At 29.7% G+C, this 19,945-nt stretch carries 13 protein-coding genes; 9 read left to right on the top strand and 4 right to left on the bottom strand.

Annotation, left to right across the window (positions count from 1 at the left end; translation table 11 throughout):
- Positions 1-6: 6 nt before the first annotated feature.
- The 3 genes from ACWYN7_RS09160 to ACWYN7_RS09150 all read right to left on the bottom strand — a co-directional run bounded on the left by ACWYN7_RS09160 (position 7) and on the right by ACWYN7_RS09150 (position 5,902).
- A complete protein-coding gene (locus ACWYN7_RS09160; RefSeq protein ID WP_462859618.1) occupies positions 7-1,602 on the bottom strand; it encodes a glycoside hydrolase family 32 protein in 1,596 nt (531 codons plus the stop codon).
- Positions 1,599-2,918, bottom strand: a complete 1,320-nt coding sequence (locus ACWYN7_RS09155; RefSeq protein WP_462859617.1) for a sugar porter family MFS transporter — start codon at positions 2,916-2,918, stop codon at positions 1,599-1,601. The genes ACWYN7_RS09160 and ACWYN7_RS09155 overlap by 4 nt, the downstream gene beginning before the upstream one ends.
- Before the next feature lie 230 nt (positions 2,919-3,148).
- Positions 3,149-5,902, bottom strand: coding sequence for a hybrid sensor histidine kinase/response regulator transcription factor (locus tag ACWYN7_RS09150; RefSeq protein ID WP_462859616.1), 2,754 nt, complete (start codon positions 5,900-5,902; stop codon positions 3,149-3,151).
- 742 nt (positions 5,903-6,644) lie between these two features.
- On the opposite strand from ACWYN7_RS09150, the gene ACWYN7_RS09145 reads away from it, so the two are divergent.
- A complete protein-coding gene (locus ACWYN7_RS09145; protein WP_462859615.1) occupies positions 6,645-9,401 on the top strand; it encodes an outer membrane beta-barrel protein in 2,757 nt (918 codons plus the stop codon).
- 14 nt (positions 9,402-9,415) lie between these two features.
- Here ACWYN7_RS09145 and ACWYN7_RS09140 read toward each other — a convergent pair whose 3' ends face one another.
- Positions 9,416-10,507 (bottom strand): formylglycine-generating enzyme family protein, encoded by a 1,092-nt coding sequence (locus tag ACWYN7_RS09140; RefSeq protein ID WP_462859614.1) that lies wholly within the window; start codon positions 10,505-10,507, stop codon positions 9,416-9,418.
- Positions 10,508-10,759: 252 nt separating this feature from the next.
- Between ACWYN7_RS09140 and ACWYN7_RS09135 the strand changes: the two genes are divergently transcribed.
- The 8 genes from ACWYN7_RS09135 (at position 10,760) to ACWYN7_RS09100 (ending at position 19,356) form a co-directional block, all read left to right on the top strand.
- Entirely contained in the window at positions 10,760-11,725 is a 966-nt protein-coding gene (locus ACWYN7_RS09135) for a GntR family transcriptional regulator (RefSeq protein ID WP_462859613.1), read from the top strand.
- Positions 11,726-11,727: 2 nt separating this feature from the next.
- Positions 11,728-12,618 (top strand): aldose epimerase family protein, encoded by an 891-nt coding sequence (locus ACWYN7_RS09130; RefSeq protein WP_462859612.1) that lies wholly within the window; start codon positions 11,728-11,730, stop codon positions 12,616-12,618.
- Positions 12,619-12,633: 15 nt separating this feature from the next.
- Positions 12,634-13,782 (top strand): galactokinase, encoded by a 1,149-nt coding sequence (locus ACWYN7_RS09125; RefSeq protein ID WP_462859611.1) that lies wholly within the window; start codon positions 12,634-12,636, stop codon positions 13,780-13,782.
- A 23-nt stretch (positions 13,783-13,805) separates the two neighbouring features.
- On the top strand, positions 13,806-14,828 hold the full coding sequence (locus ACWYN7_RS09120; RefSeq protein WP_462859610.1) for a UDP-glucose--hexose-1-phosphate uridylyltransferase: 1,023 nt from the start codon (positions 13,806-13,808) through the stop codon (positions 14,826-14,828).
- Between the two features lie 412 nt (positions 14,829-15,240).
- A complete protein-coding gene (locus ACWYN7_RS09115; RefSeq protein ID WP_462859609.1) occupies positions 15,241-16,098 on the top strand; it encodes a prephenate dehydratase in 858 nt (285 codons plus the stop codon).
- Positions 16,099-16,104: 6 nt separating this feature from the next.
- Entirely contained in the window at positions 16,105-17,247 is a 1,143-nt protein-coding gene (locus ACWYN7_RS09110; protein WP_462859608.1) for a pyridoxal phosphate-dependent aminotransferase, read from the top strand.
- Between the two features lie 95 nt (positions 17,248-17,342).
- Positions 17,343-18,194, top strand: a complete 852-nt coding sequence (locus ACWYN7_RS09105) for a prephenate dehydrogenase (protein ID WP_459487196.1) — start codon at positions 17,343-17,345, stop codon at positions 18,192-18,194.
- Between the two features lie 79 nt (positions 18,195-18,273).
- Positions 18,274-19,356, top strand: coding sequence for a chorismate mutase (locus tag ACWYN7_RS09100; protein ID WP_459487197.1), 1,083 nt, complete (start codon positions 18,274-18,276; stop codon positions 19,354-19,356).
- Positions 19,357-19,945 lie beyond the last annotated feature (589 nt).

Genomic DNA, 19,945 nt, shown 5'->3' with positions numbered 1-19,945 from the left:
TATAGTTTAATTTATGTTTAATTGATTTGCCTTTAACATTAAAATTTCTGCATCATCTCCTGAAGATTCAATAGAAAAATTTTGATAAGGTTGTTTAGGAAAAAATATTTCAGTGAGTACTTCTTCTCCTTTATTAAAGAAAATCTCTATGGATGTTTTATCTAAAATAATCTTTAATTCTACAGAATTATAGCTTTTCTTTAAGCTTGCTTTTGAAATTTTACTTGCAAATTCATTAGAAAAGTTAACAATTCCAGATTTCTTACGGTCTATAAACAAAAAGTTATCTTTATTGTTAATTCCAAATTTTAAGGTATCACCTGTTTTATTTTTTAGAGAAAAAGTATAGCTATCTTTTTTCATGTTTTTTAAACTGATGTCAATGACTGATTTAGATAAATCTAGTTCATCATTGGTTAAAAGATTTTTTTCCTTTTTAAAAACTATATTTTTTTTAGTAATTGTTTCTTTAAAATAATTACCTAATTGCGATACAGGAGTTGAAATTAACTTATATTCAGAATTAGAATGAGATAGTGCTAAGTCTCTAGGTATAGTCATACTACTTCTCCAAGTTTCTGTTGGTACTTCTTGAGCATATTGCCAGTTAGACATCCAACCAATATAAGTAGTTTTATTATTTATATTATTGTTCCAAGTAACACCTGCATAATTGTCTTTACCACTATCTAACCATAAAGCTTCTTTTTTGCTTAATTGATTTTTAAATAATGGATCTAACGTAAAAGTTTTTCCATCAAAATCTCCAATAAAATATTGAGTTGCAGATCCTCCATTAGGTCCACCAGGATTTAAGCTTTGTAAGAGTACCCATTTGGTTTCTGTAGCATTGTTTACCTGCATAGGAAAAAAATCTGGACACTCCCAAACACCTTCATGCGCTCCTATATTTTGACCAAATTCTGATAAAAAAGTCCAATCTTTTAAGTTTTTTGAACCATAAAAATGAGCTCTATCATCAACGGCTAAAGTCATAACCCATTGTTTATGTTCATCATCCCATACAACTTTAGGATCTCTAAAATTTTTAATACCAGGGTTTTTAAGCACTGGATTGTTAGCATATTTAGTCCAAGTCATTCCATTGTCTAATGAGTAAGCAATTCCCTGACTTTCAAAATCAATTTTTCCTTCTTTTTCTTTTACAGGATCATGATAAGTAAAAATTGCTACAACAGGAGTTTGTGTTCCATCTCCAAATTCAGAGGTGTTTTGATGATCTACAACCGCACTTCCAGAAAATATATAACCTAATTTATCTGGGTACAAAGCAATAGCTTGTTCCTCCCAACTAATTAAATCTTTAGAAGTAGCATGTCCCCAGTGCATAGGTCCCCATTTACTTTCATTTGGATAATATTGAAAATATAAATGATAGATCCCATCTAAATAGAACATTCCATTAGGATCATTCATCCAATTATTTTTAGGGGTAAAATGAAAGTTAGGTCTGTATAATTGTTCTTCTGTAAATACCTTCTTTTTCTTTAATGTTGGCGAACTCTTTTCCTCATTTTTATGAATACTATTACAGCCTATGATGGCAATAAGGAGCAGCCATGTTAGTGTTAATTTTTTCATTGATATTTATTTTCTAAAGTTTGACTTAATTTTTCTAGTGTAATTCCTTTAGTTTCAGGCATCATAAGTTTTACAAATAACAATTGAAACACCATAGCTATTGTAAAGATGAGAAACACGGTTCCTGCTCCAATTGAGGAAAATAAAAAAGGAATAAGTGAAGGGATGATAGCAGCGAGCACCCAATGCGTTGAACTACCAAATGCCTGCCCCAAGGCTCTTAAATGATTTGGGAAAATCTCGGAAATAAATACCCAAATAACTGCTCCTTGTCCAATAGCGTGTGAGGCTATAAAAATAAATAGAAATATAGGTACTGCCATTCCTGTCCATCCTAAATAAAATGCTGCTGAAACCAGTCCTAAGGATATAATATACCCAATTGAACCTATGTACATAAGTGTTTTTCTTCCTAATTTATCAATTAAAAAGACCCCTAATAGCGTAAAGATCATGTTTGCGACTCCTACACCAATACTACTTAACAAAGCAGTTCGTTCTCCTAAACCAGCTTCTTCAAAAATTCTTGGAGCATAATATAAAAAAGCATTAATTCCCGACAATTGATTGAAAAAAGCCATTAAAAAAGCTAGAATTAATGGAAACCTGTATTTTTTCATAAAAATGTTTTCATGCTTTAAATGATCGTTACTGTTGTTAATTCCCTTAACTATTTTTTCTACATCTTGATCAGGATCAATGGTGTTTAAAATAACTTTAGCTTCTTCTATTCTTCCTTTAGAAATTAACCAACGTGGACTTTGTGGAATGGTAAAAACAAAAAGAGTGTAGATTACAGCAGGAATAGCTTCAACTCCTACCATCCATCTCCAATCATTTTCACTAATATCATTTAATAAATAGTTAGATAGAAAAGCAACAAGAATACCGAATACTATGTTAAATTGATAAAGTGATACCAATCTACCTCTGTCTTTGGCTGGAGCAATTTCTGAAATATAAGTAGGAGCAGCAATGGTAGAAACTCCTACACCAAGTCCACCAATAAATCTAAAAACAGCAAATGTAATAGGATCATTTGCCATTCCAGAACCAATGGCCGAAACTGCATAAAATACTCCTATTATTAGTAAGGTGTGTTTTCGTCCAAATTTATTGGTAGGAATTCCTCCTAAAAGAGCACCAATAACAGTACCCCATAAAGCCATAGCCATCACTACTGTACCATGAAATGCATCTGTTGTATTCCATAATAATTGTAGTTTTTTATCTGCACCAGAAATAACAACGGTATCAAATCCAAATAGAAAACCGGCTAGAGCTGCAGTGATAGACCACATTAAAATTTTTCTCATTTTCGTAAATGTTTTAGTTGTCCACTAAATTATCATCGAATTAGAGAGTTTTGATTTAAAGATGTTTCAAAGTATTGTGTTTTTTTTAAGAAATTTTAGTATTTGAGTTAACTTATAGTAAAAGAGGGGTTTAGCGATGTTATGTTTAGCTAGTGTATCCTGTAAAATTATATTAATGTAACATGATAGTAAGAATATGTTACATCAATAGTGATAGATTTTAACCTTACTTATTCATTATCTTTATTTGCATTAGATTTTCTATATGAATTTGGAGACATTCCGAATTTATTTTTAAAAACTGTTGAAAAATAGTTGGGTGATGAAAAACCGTTATTATAAGCAATTTCTGAAATAGTTAAGGTAGATGTATCTAACATTTCTTTTGCAATATCTAATTTTAGGTTGTTGATGTAGTCACTTACGTTAACTCCAAAAATAGCTTTTACTTTTCTATATAATTGTACACGTGATATGTGTAATGACTCTGCTAAATTCTCTACAGAAAAATTAGAGTTATCTATATTTTTATGAATGCAGCTATTCAATTTACTTACAAACTCTTGTTCTAAATTTCCAAAAGATTTGTTGCTGGTAAGTTTGTTGATGTTGTTTGTGTAATAGTATCTTAATTTTTCTCTATTGTATAAAAGTGATTTAATGGACTGTGTTAAAATGGAATAATTAAAAGGTTTGGTAAGGTATAGATCTGCCCCAGATTTTAATCCTTGCATATAAGATTCTTTATTTCCTAATGCAGTTAAAATAACTGTCGGAATATGAGAGGTTCTTAAATCATTTTTTAACATTTCACAGATTTCAAAACCATTTTTAAGCGGTAAGTTTACATCACAAATAATAATATCTGGAATGTGTTCAAATGCTTGTTCTGTAGCATCAGTACCGTCTGATAAAATAATTTGAAATTCTTTTTGAAGTTTATTTTTTAAAAAGAAAGACAAATCTTTATTGTCTTCTATAATTAAAATAGAGGCTTTATCTCCTGTAGATATAATTTCTTCTGCATAATCATCATCATCAGGAATTATTTCTGAAGTCATATTTAAAAGATTGGCATCTATAACTTCTGGCTCAGTAATAATTTGATCTTCATTAAAATGCGTATTTCCTTTAAATAAATTGATTCTAAACTCTGTTCCTTGAAAAGAACTTACTTCTATTTTACCTAAATGTAACTCTACAAATTGTTTGCTTAGATGTAATCCAATTCCAGAGCTATTTTTACGGTTGTTAGATCCTTTAAAAAAAGCTTCAAAAACATTACTGATTTCATCTTCGGGAATTCCAATACCATTGTCTTTAAAAGTAATTGTTACATTATTTCCTTTTTTGTTGTCATGAATTATAATATCTATTTTACCATTGTCAGGAGTGAATTTAAAAGCATTTGATAATAAATTAAAGTACACTTTGTCCATTAAATTTCTATCAAAAAACAATTCTAAATCTTGGTTGTTTGTGGTTAATCCAAACTTAATGTTTCGCTTTTTTGCTTCGCTTTCAAAATCTCTATAAAGTCCGTTAGAAAAATGATAAACATTGGTTTTAGAAGCCCTCATGTTAAACATTTTGTCTTCAATTTTTCTAAAATCAAGTAAGTTGTTAATGAGTCTTAAAAGTCTATTGGAGTTTTTGTTAATTAACTCAATTTCATAACTTGGTTTACTTCCTTTATTCTTAGAGTTTTCTCTTAAAGATTCTATAGAGCTTAGTATTAATGTAATAGGTGTTTTAAATTCATGAGACAACCCTGTAAAAAAATTAAATTTAGCATCGTTACTTTCTTTAACCTCATTGGCTATTTTTTCAATTTGATTTCTTTGAATGGTTATTTTTTCATTGTTCAAGGTTAATTGTCTATTTCTTTTTCGAACCGTAAAAATTAAATAAATGCTATAGATAGTTAAACTTAAAATAACAATTAACACAACTACTGAGAGTCTCAATAAGTTATTTTGTGAATAGTATAATTGTTTTTGCTCTTTAATAGCACTTACTTGGTTTTCAATAATAGCTTGTTGTTCATCAATTTTATCAAATTGATTTCGCATAATATCTACATTAAAACGATCAATAATTGTAGTACCAAGTACTTGCCTTTTAGCTACGGTTTCTTTTTGGTATATTTTAATGGCTGTTTCTATAGCTTCTACAGCTCCTGTAGGATATAAAATAGTAGCACTAAACTTACCATCTAGTATCATTTGAATTCCTCCTTCTGGGCTATTTAATCCATCTACACCAATAAATTTAAGTTGGTTTTCTACTCCAGATCTTCTAGCAATCTCCCATGCTTTTTCTGCTAAGTCATCATTAAAAGCAAATAAATAATCAACCTTATGATTTAGTGAATCTAATATGTGTTTAAAATCATCCTCAGGCAGTCCTTTTAAACTCTTAACTATCTGAACCTTTGGTGATTTTTCTATTACTTCATGAAAACCTTTACTTCTTTCTTTTGTTGGCGAAGAATTATCATCTCCTTTTATTTCTATTACGTTTATCTCTTTTTTTGCTGATGAAATAATATATTGTCCAGCTTGTCTTCCTACTTCTAAGTTATCGGCACCTATATAGGTGGTGTATTTGGTGGAGTTTATTTTTCTGTCTAATAAAATAATGGGAATCCCTTTGTCATAAGCTTTTTCAACAATTGGAACTAAAGCATCTGAATCAATGGGAGATACTATAATTACATCCATCTTTTTATCAATAAACGTTTGAATATCATTAATTTGATTTTCTACAACATCCTCCGCTTTTAAAATTGTAAGGTCAACTTCGGAATGTAATGAAGCTTGAATTTCCATAGAGTAATTCATAGCAGACCGCCAAGGATGCCCACCTAATCCTTGAGAAAAACCAATTTTTATTTTAGAATCTCCATTATTTGTTGTTGGATTACATGCAATAAAAAATAATGAACATGAAATAATAATTATTTTTAAAATTTTAGAAGTCATTAGAATATGTATTAATGATTTAAGAATAAATCTACCTTGTTTGAGAGAATTACAAAGTATAGTAAAACTTGCAACATACAATTATACTTATAAATTTTGGATAATCGAATTGTTTACCTTTTTACAATGCTCAATATAATCAAACAATTTATACTAAAAAGTAATTGCTCTTTTCAATAACATAACTCAACAAATCTAATTAAATAGATTTGTAAAATGGAATTTAAAAACACAGACGATTATCTTTAAAGGATATGAACAATTTGCGAATATAGAGTAAGAAAAAAGGTATGCCAAAGATTTAAAACAGTTAAGGAGCAAAACTTTATATTCTGAGCAAAAAGCAAGAGTTGTTTGGAGAATGTAAATCGGTATAATGTTATATTTTAATGAATTAGAAAACGAAGAACGTTGGGTAAACAAACAAGATGAAATACTTTATAGTTTATGCAGTTCAAAACATTTTTTAGATCTTATATTTAATTTTGTACTGTATAATCATGGAACATAAAAAAATAGCTCGTTATCAACACTGCTTTGAGGTAAACGAAAATTTTTAAAAGTGAGTACTATCGTCAAAACCGCGAAAAGCTCTTCAATTTTTTGAAGAGCTTTTTTAGTTTTAAAAAACTTCTACATTTTTTACTTCAGAACCATTTCTTTTATTTTTTAGGTAAAATGATGTTTAAATAAGTTAACTTTTAATTTGAATATCTATATTTTTTGAGAAACTTTGTTTTGTATGAAAAACAAAAACATAAAATTACTTTTTAGGTTGCAAAACTGTTTGCTAGTTTTAATTTTTCTGATTTTATCAAATAAAATTTATGGACAAGCAAGTGGTATTAAAGGAATTGTTACAGATGATCAGAAAATACCTTTAGAAATGGTTTCTGTGGCTATTTTAAGTCCAAAAGATTCTACCTTTTTAAGTTATACAACTACAGATTTAAAAGGATTTTTCCATTTAAAAGATGTACCAAAAGATACAGTTTTATTACAGTTTAATTTGTTAGGTTTTGTGCCTTATTCAAAAAAAATAGTTTATAAGAACAGTTTAATTGATTTGCAATCAATAAAGCTAAAAGAGGATGTAAGTAGTTTAGATGAAATTGTAATAGCTGCTGTTGTACCTGTACAAATTAAAAAAGATACTATTAGTTATAATGCGAATTCTTTTAAGGTAAATCATGATGATAATATTGAAGGGCTGTTAGGTAAATTACCAGGAATGGAAATTGAAGATGGTAAAATTATATCGCAAGGAAATACGGTTACCAAAATTATGATTGATGGTAAAGAGTTTTTTGGTGGAGATCCTTCTATTGTTTTAAAAAATATTTCTGCAGATGCTATTGCTAAAGTAGAGGTAATTGATAAAAAAAGTGACGAAGCAGAATTAACTGGAGTTAGTGATGGTAACAAGCAAGTTGTAATTAATTTTACCCTTAAAAAGACAAAAAAGAACCGAGGTTTTGGTAAATTATCTGCAGGTTTGGGGTTAGATAATCGATATTTTGGAAATTTAAATTACAATCAATTTAATTCTAAAACACAATTATCTGTTATTGGTAAGTTTAATAATATTAACATTACTGGTTCTAATATTCAAGGTTTTTTAGAAAATGCAGATGGTGTTGCTGATGAGTCTGATGATGATGCGAATGATAATTTTAACATCAAACAAAGAAGTTTAAGTGGTTTTCTAGAAACAAAAGTTACAGGTGTGCATTATGGTAGAGAGCTAAAAAAGAGAGAATCTTTAAATGCAGATTATTTTTACAATGCATCCGAAAATAGTGGGCTGTCAGAAACCAATAGAATCAATTTTACAAATACAAATAACTTTAATTTTAGATCGAATAACGATTATTTAAACACAACCGACAATCATAATTTTAATTTTAATTACGAAAATAAATCCAACAAAACCTACACCATAAAGCTTCGTGGTCGATTTTATACTGATGATAGAACGAATAATTTAGATAGAAAAGGAATTTTTGAAAATGAAAATCAAGAGATTGTAACCGAAAACAATCAACTATCTAAAAACACCACTTTTAAAAAGTTCGGAAACTTGAATTTTAATCTGTACAGACGTTTGCTTAAAAAAGGAAGAAGTTTTAACACTGGTTTTAATTGGATTGTAAATAATTACGATCGCCAAAACAATCAGCATACTTTTATCACAAGAAATATAAACACGAGTACTCCAAAAGATCAGCAAATACAGGCTTTAAGAGAGGAAGGTAGTGCGACTACTAATTTTAACTTAAGATTTAAATACACAGAACCTTTAGGGGGTAATCATTATTTAAATGCCGAGGTTAATGCTAGTTTTTATGATGTTAATCAGAGTACAAATCAATCTAGAACAACCATTACAACCACTACAACAGAAGATTTAATCATGTTCGATTATACGTTTTTTCAGAATATTATGCGATCTAAATTATTCCACAGTTATAATACTCCTAAACTTAACATTTCAACAACTTTAGAGTTGTATAATTTAAGAAGAGAGTTTGGGCAAGTAATCGATCAAATTTATGTAAAAGAACAACTGTTTGTCACTCCGTCATTTTTCTTTCAATACAAACCCAAAAGAGGAGAAAAGTTTCGATTTACCTACAAAAGAGTAATTAGAGCGCCAAGACCACAAGAAACCAATCCGTTTGTAAACGATTTAAGTCCTTATTTTATAAGAACAGGTAATGTAAATTTACAACCAGAAAAAGTGCATTCTTTTGTGTCTTTTTACAATGTAAACAGTGCTAATTCTTCTATAAATTTTAATACTAGAATACAGTACAATTATTCTACAGATGCTATTATTAGAAGTTATACTATTGATGATGATTATATTAGAACAAGTAGTTTTCAGAATAATGGAGAAAGGCATCGTTTAAACGCTCAAGTTCGTTTATCTAAAAAAATGAACAAATTAGGATTGCGTTTTAGTCTAAATAACAGACTGTTTTACAATGCAGTAAACTCAATTGTAAACTTTAATTTAAATAAAATTGAATCAGAAGATTTGTCTACTAATCTGGTAATTCAGAATTTAAGAAAACGAAAAGTAGATTTAAAAGCGGGTATTTTTTACGGTGTTAATAACACAAGTTTTTCGATTGAAAAAGATTTAGATCGTAAATTTACAACCCAAAAATATTTTGGAATGGTAGATTTTGATGTTAGTAAAAGATTAAATTTAAATACACAGTTAGATTATATTATTTATAATGATGATAAGTTTGATATTCATCAAGAATTACCAATTTGGAATGCAGCAATGTCTTATTCATTATCACCCAAAAACAACATATTAAAACTCTTATTAATCGATTTATTAAATAAAAATGTCGATGTTTTTAGAAGAAGTACAGATAACTTTTTCGAAGAAACTATTGGACAAAGTTTAGGGAGATATGTAATTTTAAGTTACACCTACAGATTAAATAATGGAAAAAGAAAGCCTAAAAAGAAAAATTTTTAGGCCTCTCAAATTCTTTATTTTGATGCTAACATTTCTGGAGTAGCAACTGTTCTAAAACCCATGTGGTCTGAACCAGAATCTATAGCTACACCCATTTTTGCAGATATTCTAAAACTTGCACAATAGGATGCGTGGCATAAAAAAGAACCACCTTTCATAACATGTTCTACTTGATAAGGATTACTTGGGCTGTATGATTTTTCAGCTCCTGTTGGGTTTAAAATTGGCTCAGAAATATCTAATTCTTTATAATGATTTACATTAAATAAGTCGCTAGTTAATTCCCAAACATTCCCTAACATATCATACAAACCAATACTGTTTGGTGGGTAAGATCTTGTTTCAGAAATAAATTCAAAACCGTCTTTAGATTCATTTTTTGTAGGAAAAACACCTTGCCAAGTATTTGCATTTGCGTTTAAAATAGAAGCATCATTACCCCAAGTAAAAATAGTATTAGAATTGTTGCCTTGTGCTGCAGATTCCCATTCAGCTTCTGTAGGTAAACGTCTGTTTGCCCATTTGCAATAAGCCAAAGCATCTTCTAAAGCGATGTGCACAACAGGATAATTGTCTTTACCTTCAATAGAAGATTCAGGTCCTGAAGGATGTTTCCAATCTGCACCAATTTTCCACGTCCACCATTGTTGGTAATTGTTCATATTAACAACAGCATTTACTTTTTTATTAAAAATTAAACTACCAGGTTGCAAAATAGAATCGTGAGGTTTAGGTGTTCCAGGTGGTAATTGCGCTTTCATTTCTTCCCAATCAATTTTACGTTCAGCTACAGTAATATAGTCTGTTGCTTTAACAAATTCGGTAAATTGTTTGTTGGTTACTTCGTTTGCATCTATATAAAAACCATCAACAGTAACTTTATGAGCTGGTTTTTCTCTTGGCATTGCGTATTTATCAGATTCTTTAGCGCCTCTTATAAAAGTTTTTTTTGCAACCCAAACCATATTTTCTGGGGTTTTTATTGCTGATGTAATTTTACCCCCAGTAGTTTTTTTAGCTTCTTTTTTACAGCTAAAAGCTAATACAGCAATTGAGGTTAAAAGAATACCGAATTTAAAAGTTCTTTTTACAGAGTGTGGTAGCATATATTTTATTTGTTAATGATTAATTTATGGTGGTTAAAAGTAATACATAATCTTTCTTTAACTCTTAAAATAGATTTTAAATTTAGTTAAAAAGGATTGAAAAGAACATTTATAATTGATATAAAACCATTTATGCTATTGTTTTAAAAAATATAAAAACCACAAAAACCTACCAGTACATACTAGTTGTTTTTGTAGAATATTTTATATATTTGCTTTATGGGAATTGTGTTTCTAAAAAGTAAATCAGGTATGCCTAAATACAAGCAAATTGTAACCTCTATAGAAGAGGCTATTGTTGCTGGTGTATTAAAAAAAGGTGATCAATTGCCGTCTTTAAATCAAATTAAAAATCAACATTCACTTTCTAGAGATACAGTTTTAGCTGCTTTTAACGAGTTAAAAAATCGTGGAATTATTCATTCTGTAGTCGGCAAAGGTTATTATGTATCCACAGAAAATGTTCAAGTAGAACAAAAGGTTTTTTTGCTTTTCGACGAATTAAATTCGTTTAAAGAAGATTTGTACAATTCGTTTTTACAGCATTTGGATGATAATATTCAGGTAGATATATTTTTTCATCATTTTAACAAAGATGTTTTTACCAAATTAATTAACGATAATATTGGCAAGTACAGCAACTATGTTATTATGCCAGCAAATTTAGAAGGTACAGAAAAAGTAATCGACAATTTGCCAACAGAAAAGGTATATATTTTAGATCAAGTTCATGAAAGTTTAACTCAGTATTCAGCCATTTATCAAAATTTTGAAAAAGATATTCTAAAAGGCCTTTCGCTATTACTAACAAATATCGTAGAATACGAAAAACTAATCTTAGTATTTCCAGAAGAAAAACAACCTAAAGGTATTTTAAAAGGATTTCAACAGTTTTGTAATCAGTATAATATAGCATCAGAAGTTGTTTTGTCTATGAAAAATAGAGCGGTACAAAAAGGTGAGGTTTATATTGTTTTAGATGATAGAAATTTAATTAGAATCATAAAAAATATCAAAGATAAAAACTTAACTTTAGCAGAAGATATTGCTATTGTTTCTGTAAATGATAATATGCTTAAAGAAATCGTAGAAGGGGGTATTACCACTATTTCTACAGATTTTAAATTAATGGGCCAAAGATTAGCAGAAATGATTCTTAATAAAGAGCAATTAAAAATTGAAAATCCGAGTCGTTTAATCTTTAGAAAATCTATATAAAAATGTACAAAGTAAAAACCTTATCAGAAAATGGGTTGAGTTTTATAGAATTACAAAACGCAAACCAAACCACCACAGCTAAAATTTGTTTAGACCAAGGAGCTAGATTGCAAGAATTAAAATTTAATGGTGTTTATTTAATTAAAGAACAACCAAGTTTCGATTATGCCTCTTCTTATGCTTCCTCAATTTTATTCCCTTTTGCAAGTCGAATAAAAGAGGGTAAATACCGATTTCAAGGAGTAGATTATCAACTAAATCCAAATGATGCAGGTAAAAGCGCATTACATGGTTTGGTTTATAATAAAAAGTTCGATCTTTTTGAGCCAGAAGAACATCAACATTGTTGTTATGCAACCTTTAATTATTATGAATATGATTTAAGCGAAGGTTTTCCTTTTACTTATATAATTTCAGTAACTTATACACTTTTCGAAGATCATTTAAGAATAAATGTAAGTGTAAAAAATACAGACGATAAATCTTTTCCTTTTACTTTAGGCTGGCATCCTTATTTTAATTGTTCAGATTTTAAGAACAGTAATTTGTCTTTTAACAGTGATAAAAAGGTTTTGTTTGATGAAAATCTGATCACTAAAGAAATTGTTGATGAAAAATCACCAGAGGTTTTTAATTTAGAAAACAAACAATTAGACGATTGCTTTATTTTAAATGATAATAAAGTCGGTTTTGCTACACCAGAATATAAAATCGAATTAACACAAAGTGCTCAAGAAAACTTTTTACAATTATATACACCTAAAGATTTTCCAGTAATTGCTGTAGAACCTATGACAGGTATTTCTGATACTTTTAATAATAAAGTCGGAATACAAGTTTTAGAGCCAGGTAGAACTTTTTCTTTAAACTGGAATTTAAAATTGATTAACTAAAAAACATAAATAATAATGAAGGAAGCATTAATACAAGAAGTTAAAGCTAAATTTTTATCCACATTTAACGCAGAACCAATGTTAATTTTTTCTCCAGGTAGAATAAATATTATTGGAGAACATACAGATTATAATGGCGGATTTGTTTTTCCTGCAGCTGTAGATAAAGGTATTTATGCAGCAATTCAAAAAAGTAATTCTGGCAGTTGTACTGCAATTGCTTTAGATTTAGAAAGTACAATAGATTTTGAGTTAGACAAACTAAAACCATCTAAAGAAGGCAGTTGGGAAAACTATGTGTTTGGTGTGGTTGCAGAAATTCAGAATAGAAACAAAATTGTGGGCAATTTTAATATCATCTTTAAAGGCGATATTCCTGGTGGTGCAGGTATGTCTTCTTCTGCGGCTTTAGAAAATAGTGTTGTTTTTGGCTTAAACGAGTTGTTTAATCTTGGTTTAACCAAAACAGAAATGATATTAATTTCGCAAAAAGCAGAACACAATTATGTAGGCGTAAATTGCGGAATTATGGATCAATATGCAAGTATGTTTGGTATCAAAAATAATGCGTTGTTATTAGATTGTAGAACCATAGAAGCCAAACCTTACGAAATTGATTTTAAAGATCATCAACTTATATTAATCAACACCAATGTAAAACACAGTCTTTCAGATAGTGCTTATAATGATAGAAGATCAGCTTGCGAAAGCATTGCAAAGTTGCTAGATATAGAAACTTTAAGAGAAGCAACAGCAACAGATTTAGAAAAAGTTGTCGACCAAGTTACACCAGAAAATTACCAAAAAGCTTTGTATGTAATTCAAGAAATTGAACGAACTCAAAAAGCTGCAAAAGCCATAGAAGAGAATGATTTAGAAACTTTAGGAGCTTTAATTTATGCTTCTCATAATGGCTTGCAACATCAATATAAAGTAAGTTGTAGCGAGTTAGATTTTTTAGTAGATCAAGCAAAAAAGAACAAAAGTGTTTTAGGTGCTAGAATGATGGGTGGTGGCTTTGGTGGGTGTACCATTAATTTAATTGCTAGAGATGAGGTAAAAGCATTTGCAGAATCAGCATCTAAAGCATATAAAAATAAATTTGATAAAGAGTGTTCTGTGTATTTTATTGAATTGGCAGAAGGAACACATATTGTGCAATAAACAATCAACGAGAAAATAGTATAATGAAAAATACAAACTTACAAGATTATTCTCATAAGAGATTTAATATTTTAACAGGAGAATGGGTATTGGTTTCTCCACATAGAGCAAAACGACCATGGCAAGGTCAAAATGAGGAAGTTTCTACAGAAAAAAGACCTTCTTACGACGAAAAATGTTACCTCTGTGCAACAAATACAAGAATTAGTGGAGATGTAAATCCTGATTATAAAGACGTTTTTGTGTTTACAAATGATTTTGCGGCGCTACAAAAAGATTCGCCAACGTTTAATGTAAACGACGGATTATTCAAAGCTCAAAGCGAAACTGGTATTTGTAAAGTAATCTGCTTCAGTCCAGATCATTCTAAAAGTTTGGCAGAAATGGAAGTAGAAGATATTAAAAAAGTAGTACACGCTTGGCAAAAAGAATATACAGAATTGGGCGAAAATGAGATGATTAATTATGTGCAAATTTTTGAAAACAAAGGTGCTGTAATGGGGTGTAGTAATCCACATCCTCATGGACAAATTTGGAGTCAATCTACCTTGCCAAATGAAGTAGAAAAGAAGGATTTTCATCAAAAAGAATATTTTGTAAAAAATAATACCAGTCTTTTAGGTGATTATTTAGCCCAAGAAATGGAGGCTAAAGAAAGAATTATTTTTGAAAATGAAGATTTTATAGTGCTTACACCTTTTTGGGCTGTTTGGCCTTTTGAGGTTATGATTGCGCCTAAAAAAGCAAAAAAGAATATTCTAGAATTATCAGATGCAGAAGCTAAAAATTATGCAGAAGCAATTTCTGTAATTACAAAAGCTTACGATAAATTGTTTAATACGTCTTTCCCTTATTCAAGCGGAATTCATCAAGCACCAACAAATGGTAAAGAAAACGAACATTGGCATTTTCATATGAGTTTTTATCCGCCTTTATTAAGAAGTGCAACTGTTAAAAAATTTATGGTTGGTTATGAAATGTTTGGTACACCTCAAAGAGATATTACAGCAGAAATAGCAGCCAAAAGGTTAAAAGATTTAATCTAAAACGCTTTTAATAGAAAAAGGTGTCAATTTTGTTTCGTAATAGGGCAGTTTTACTGTAAAATGCAGGAAATCAAAATAAAAAAATGAATGTAGATAAATGATAAATTTTATATATTTTTAAGTGATTTGATTATTTCTATGAAAATTATTTAATAAAATTTTAGAATTTAATTTTATTTCGTAAAAATCAGTAAACTTTTGTAATAATATTTGTGTATCTGAATTTAATCTTTAGATTTGCCTCTATAAACAAGAACAATTAATGTTAAATAACAACTATACTCGTTTCTTTTTTTACTTTTATTTTTACAATAAGAGAAGAGGCTTTGTATGTTGTTAAGAAACATTCATAATATATAAAGTCTCGAATTTAATTCGAGGCTTTTTTTTTGATATAATATCTCAAAATAAGTTGAACAGAACAATCGCAATACAAGGAGCAGAAGGCTCAAACCATCATAAAGTTGCTCGCGACTTTTATGGATCTGAAATCAAATTAAAAGAATGCATGTCTTTTGATGATTTGGTAGACAGTCTGTTAGATAAAACTGCAGATTTAGGAGTTATGGCTTTAGAAAACACCATAGCAGGTTCAATAATTCCGAATTATGCTTTAATAGATAAGTATAATTTACACATTACAGACGAAGAATATTTAAATATTCATCATCATTTAATGGCGTTAAAAGGGCAAAAAATAGAAGATATAAAAGAAGTTTGGTCGCATCCAATGGCGCTGTTACAATGCAAAGAGTTTTTTAAAAAACATCCAAGCATTAAGTTGGTAGAAGATGTAGATACTGCAGAAGTTGCCAAAAGAATTGCCAAAGAAAATTTAACAGGTATTGCAGCAATTGCACCAAAAATAGCTGCAGAAATTTTTGATTTAGAGGTTTTAGAAGATGAGCTACAAACCATAAAAGACAATTCTACACGTTTTGTAATTGTACAAACAAAAGAACCAATTCGTAATGAGGCCGTAAATAAAGCATCCTTAAAATTCCAATTGAATCATAAAAGAGGAAGCTTAGCAGCCATTTTAAATGTGTTGAGCGATTGTAAAATGAATTTAACAAAAATTCAATCTTTACCAGTAATCGAAACTCCTTGGAAATATTCCTTTTTTGTTGATATTACTTTTGATGATTTTAAAGATTACAAAAAAGCAGAAGCTGTTTTACAAATAATGGCAGAAGAATTTAAAGTATTAGGAACCTATAAAAATGGTAGGCTTAAGCCGAATTCTGAACTCGTTTTAGAATCTAAATAATTGAGTATGATACAACCAGCCAAAAGATTAGATACAGTACAGGAATACTATTTCTCTAAAAAATTAAGAGAAGTAAGAGGTTTAGCTGCTGCAGGAAAACCAATCATTAATATGGGTATTGGTTCTCCAGATTTACAACCACCAACACAAGTTTTAGAAGCAATTTCTAATAGTTTGGGAGATGCAAGTGCGCATAAATATCAATCTTATCAAGGTTTACCAGAGTTAAGAAATGCAATTTCTGGTTTTTATAAAAACAAATTTTCTGTAGCTTCAAATCCAGAAAATGAAATTTTACCTTTAATGGGAAGCAAAGAAGGAATTATGCATATTTCTATGGCTTTTTTAAACGAAGGCGATAAAGTATTAATTCCTAATCCTGGTTATCCAACCTATACATCAGTAACAAAATTAGTAGGTGCAGAACCTCTTTTTTATAATTTAAGTGATGAAACTAATTGGCAACCAAATTTTGATGCGTTAGAAAATCAAGATTTATCTGATGTAAAATTGATGTGGGTAAATTATCCACACATGCCAACTGGTACAGATGCAACATTAGAAACGTTTGAAAAATTAGTAGCTTTTGGTAAAAAACACAATATTTTAATTGTTAATGACAATCCATATAGTTTTATTTTAAACGATAATCCTATCAGTATTTTACAAGTTGATGGCGCAAAAGACATTGCTTTAGAATTAAATTCTTTAAGTAAAACTTTTAATATGGCTGGTTGGAGAGTGGGTATGTTATTGGGTAAATCAACATACATTAATGAAGTTTTAAAAGTAAAATCTAATATGGATTCTGGAATGTTCTACGGAATTCAAAAAGGAGCCATAGAAGCCTTACAATTATCTGATGATTGGTTTTTATCGCAAAACAAAATTTACGAAGAACGAAGAAAATTAATTTGGCAATTGGCAGATAAATTAGAGGCAACCTACAGTAAAAATGCTACAGGTTTATTTGTTTGGGCAAAAATTCCAGAAGGAAAAAAATCTGAAGAAGTAACTGATAAAGTATTGTATGAGCATGATATTTTCATTACTCCAGGAACTATTTTCGGAAGTCAAGGAGAAGGATACATTCGTTTCTCATTATGTGTAACTTCAGAAATAATTAAAGAAGCAATAAGCAGGTTTTAAAACTCCTGCAAGGTTTCCAAAACCTAGCAGGTATATAAATACTAAAAAAACAAAACCTACAAGGTGTCAAAAACCTTGCGGGATTAGAAATAGAAATGAAAAATATATACATGATTGGTATTGGTTTAATTGGTGGTAGTTTTGCCATTGATATTAAAAACCACAATCCAGAAGCTGTTATTCACGGAATTAGTAGAAAAGACGAAACCCTAAATAAAGCTTTAGAGTTAAATTTAATAGACAAAAAAGCAACCCTAGACGATTTAGAAAATGCAGATCTTGTAATTGTGTCTATTCCTGTAGATGCTACTGTAAAATTACTACCAACAATTTTAGATAAAATATCAGATAATGGTTTGGTTGTAGATGCAGGTTCAACAAAAGAGGCAATTTGTAAAGTGGTTGAACATCATCCAAAAAGACGTAATTTTTTAGCAGCACATCCAATTGCAGGTACAGAAAACTCTGGGCCAACAGCAGCCATTTCTGGCTTATATAAAGGGAAAACGAACATTATTTGCGAAGTAGAAAAAACAACTTTTAAGTTGCAAGAAAAAGCTTTAGAACTTTTTAGAGCGCTTGGAATGCGTATTAGATATATGGATCCTGTTTCGCATGACAAGCATATTGCGTATGTTTCGCACTTATCGCACATTAGTGCATTTATGTTAGGTAAAACAGTAATCAATAAAGAAAAAAACGAACGAGATATTTTCGATATGGCAGGTTCAGGATTTCAATCTACAGTACGTTTGGCAAAAAGTTCGCCAGCAATGTGGACTCCAATTTTTGAACAGAATAAAGAAAATGTAATAGAAACATTAGAAGAATACATCAACAATTTACAAAATTTTAAAACGTTGATGGAACAAGATAAATTCTCCGAAATTTTTAACGAAATGGAGAACACCAATTATATTAAACAAATTTTAAACGGCATAAAATAAGAAGCCAAAACCGTTGTTTATGTTGTCATTTCTACCTTGTGGAGAAATCTCAATCAAGCAACACAAATTAATTATTAAAATGAAAAATACAAAAGAATTAAGAGCATGGTTGGATGATATGAATTTAACACATCCACTAGTAATAGCAGGGCCTTGTAGTGCAGAAACCGAAGAACAGGTTTTAAAAATAGCACACGAATTAAAAGATTCTGATGTAAATTATTTTAGAGCCGGAATTTGGAAACCTAGAACAAGACCAGGAAATTTTGAAGGTGTTGGCGCTTTAGGTTTAGGCTGGTTAAAAAAAGTAAAAGAAGAAACAGGTATGAAAACCTGTACAGAAGTTGCAAATGCAGCACACTGTAAATTAGCTATTGAGAACGATGTAGATTTACTTTGGATTGGAGCTCGTTCTACAGTATCTCCTTTTATTATGCAAGAAATTGCAGATGCTTTACAAGGAACAGACAAAATTGTTTTGGTAAAAAATCCTGTAAATCCAGATTTAGCTTTATGGTTAGGTGGTATAGAAAGATTATATACTGCAGGAATCAAAAATTTAGGAGCAATTCACAGAGGATTTTCTACGTACGATAAATCAAAATACAGAAACAATCCAAACTGGCAATTGGCAATCGAATTCCAAGATAAATTTCCAGATTTACCATTAATTTGCGATCCATCACACATTACAGGTAACAGAGAAATGATTCAAGATGTTTCTCAAGTTGCTTTAGATTTAAATTTCGATGGTTTAATGATCGAAACACACTGGGATCCAGAAAATGCTTGGTCAGATGCAGCACAACAAGTAACACCAACAAAATTGAAATCAATTATGGAGGAGTTAAAAATTAAGAAAACTACAGAAACAGCCTCTAGTTACAGAGAGCCTTTAGAAAACTTAAGAGCACAAATTAATGTGGTAGATGACCAATTAATTGAGTTGTTAGGCAAACGTATGGATGTTGCAGATAAAATCGGAGAATTAAAGAAAGAGCAAAATGTAGCTGTTTTACAATCTAGACGTTGGAACGAAATTCTTGGAAACATGGTTTTAGAAGGAACAAGCAAAGGTTTAAGCGAAGAATTTGTTTTAAAAATGTTTAAAGCCATTCACCAAGAATCTATCAATCATCAAGAAAAAATTATTAACGGTTAATTTTTGGGCGTTACCACAAGGGTCAGGCTTTCGTTACTCGCTTTTTTTGTAAAAAACAAAAAAGAGCTCAAACAGGCCACTCAATCCTTAACGCGTAAGGCAAACTAAAAAGCGGAAGTTCATAAAACTTTCTTTTAGAATAATTTTAAGACCCTTCAGGTTTCCAAAACCTGAAGGGTCTTTATTTGGAATCTAAAACACTGATTACTAATTTTCTATGTGTTTAAAGATAATTTTCACACAGATATATAGAAAAACATTGTCACTTTGAATAAAATTTCTTTTTTAGAAATTTTGTATGAAGAATTATTTTTCAGACCCTTCAGGTTTTGGAAACCTGAAGGGTCTTTTTTTACACCCAAAACTTTGATTTCTATATCTCTATGTGTTTAAAGATAATTTTCACACAGACATATAGAAAAACATTGTCACTTTGAGTAAAATTTCTTTTTTAGAAATTTTGTATAAAGAATTTTTTTTAAGAATTATTTTTAAGACCCTTCAGGTTTCCAAAACCTGAAGGGTCTTTTCTTACACTCAAAACACAGATTTCTAAACTTCTATGTGGTTAGAGATAACTTTTATACAG

The sequence above is a fragment of the Polaribacter sp. M10 genome (genome assembly GCF_054968445.1).
The sequence above is the reverse complement of the archived record's forward strand: the minus strand, read 5'-3'. Positions and strand labels throughout refer to the sequence as shown.

Coding starts and splice junctions, on each gene's coding strand:
- ACWYN7_RS09155 (WP_462859617.1), bottom strand. CDS start 2,918: ATGAGAAAAATTTTAATGTGGTCTATCACTGCAGCTCTAGCCGGTTTT.
- ACWYN7_RS09135 (WP_462859613.1), top strand. CDS start 10,760: ATGCCTAAATACAAGCAAATTGTAACCTCTATAGAAGAGGCTATTGTT.
- ACWYN7_RS09100 (WP_459487197.1), top strand. CDS start 18,274: ATGAAAAATACAAAAGAATTAAGAGCATGGTTGGATGATATGAATTTA.
- ACWYN7_RS09120 (WP_462859610.1), top strand. CDS start 13,806: ATGAAAAATACAAACTTACAAGATTATTCTCATAAGAGATTTAATATT.
- ACWYN7_RS09125 (WP_462859611.1), top strand. CDS start 12,634: ATGAAGGAAGCATTAATACAAGAAGTTAAAGCTAAATTTTTATCCACA.
- ACWYN7_RS09150 (WP_462859616.1), bottom strand. CDS start 5,902: ATGACTTCTAAAATTTTAAAAATAATTATTATTTCATGTTCATTATTT.
- ACWYN7_RS09105 (WP_459487196.1), top strand. CDS start 17,343: ATGAAAAATATATACATGATTGGTATTGGTTTAATTGGTGGTAGTTTT.
- ACWYN7_RS09140 (WP_462859614.1), bottom strand. CDS start 10,507: ATGCTACCACACTCTGTAAAAAGAACTTTTAAATTCGGTATTCTTTTA.
- ACWYN7_RS09145 (WP_462859615.1), top strand. CDS start 6,645: ATGAAAAACAAAAACATAAAATTACTTTTTAGGTTGCAAAACTGTTTG.
- ACWYN7_RS09110 (WP_462859608.1), top strand. CDS start 16,105: ATGATACAACCAGCCAAAAGATTAGATACAGTACAGGAATACTATTTC.
- ACWYN7_RS09160 (WP_462859618.1), bottom strand. CDS start 1,602: ATGAAAAAATTAACACTAACATGGCTGCTCCTTATTGCCATCATAGGC.
- ACWYN7_RS09130 (WP_462859612.1), top strand. CDS start 11,728: ATGTACAAAGTAAAAACCTTATCAGAAAATGGGTTGAGTTTTATAGAA.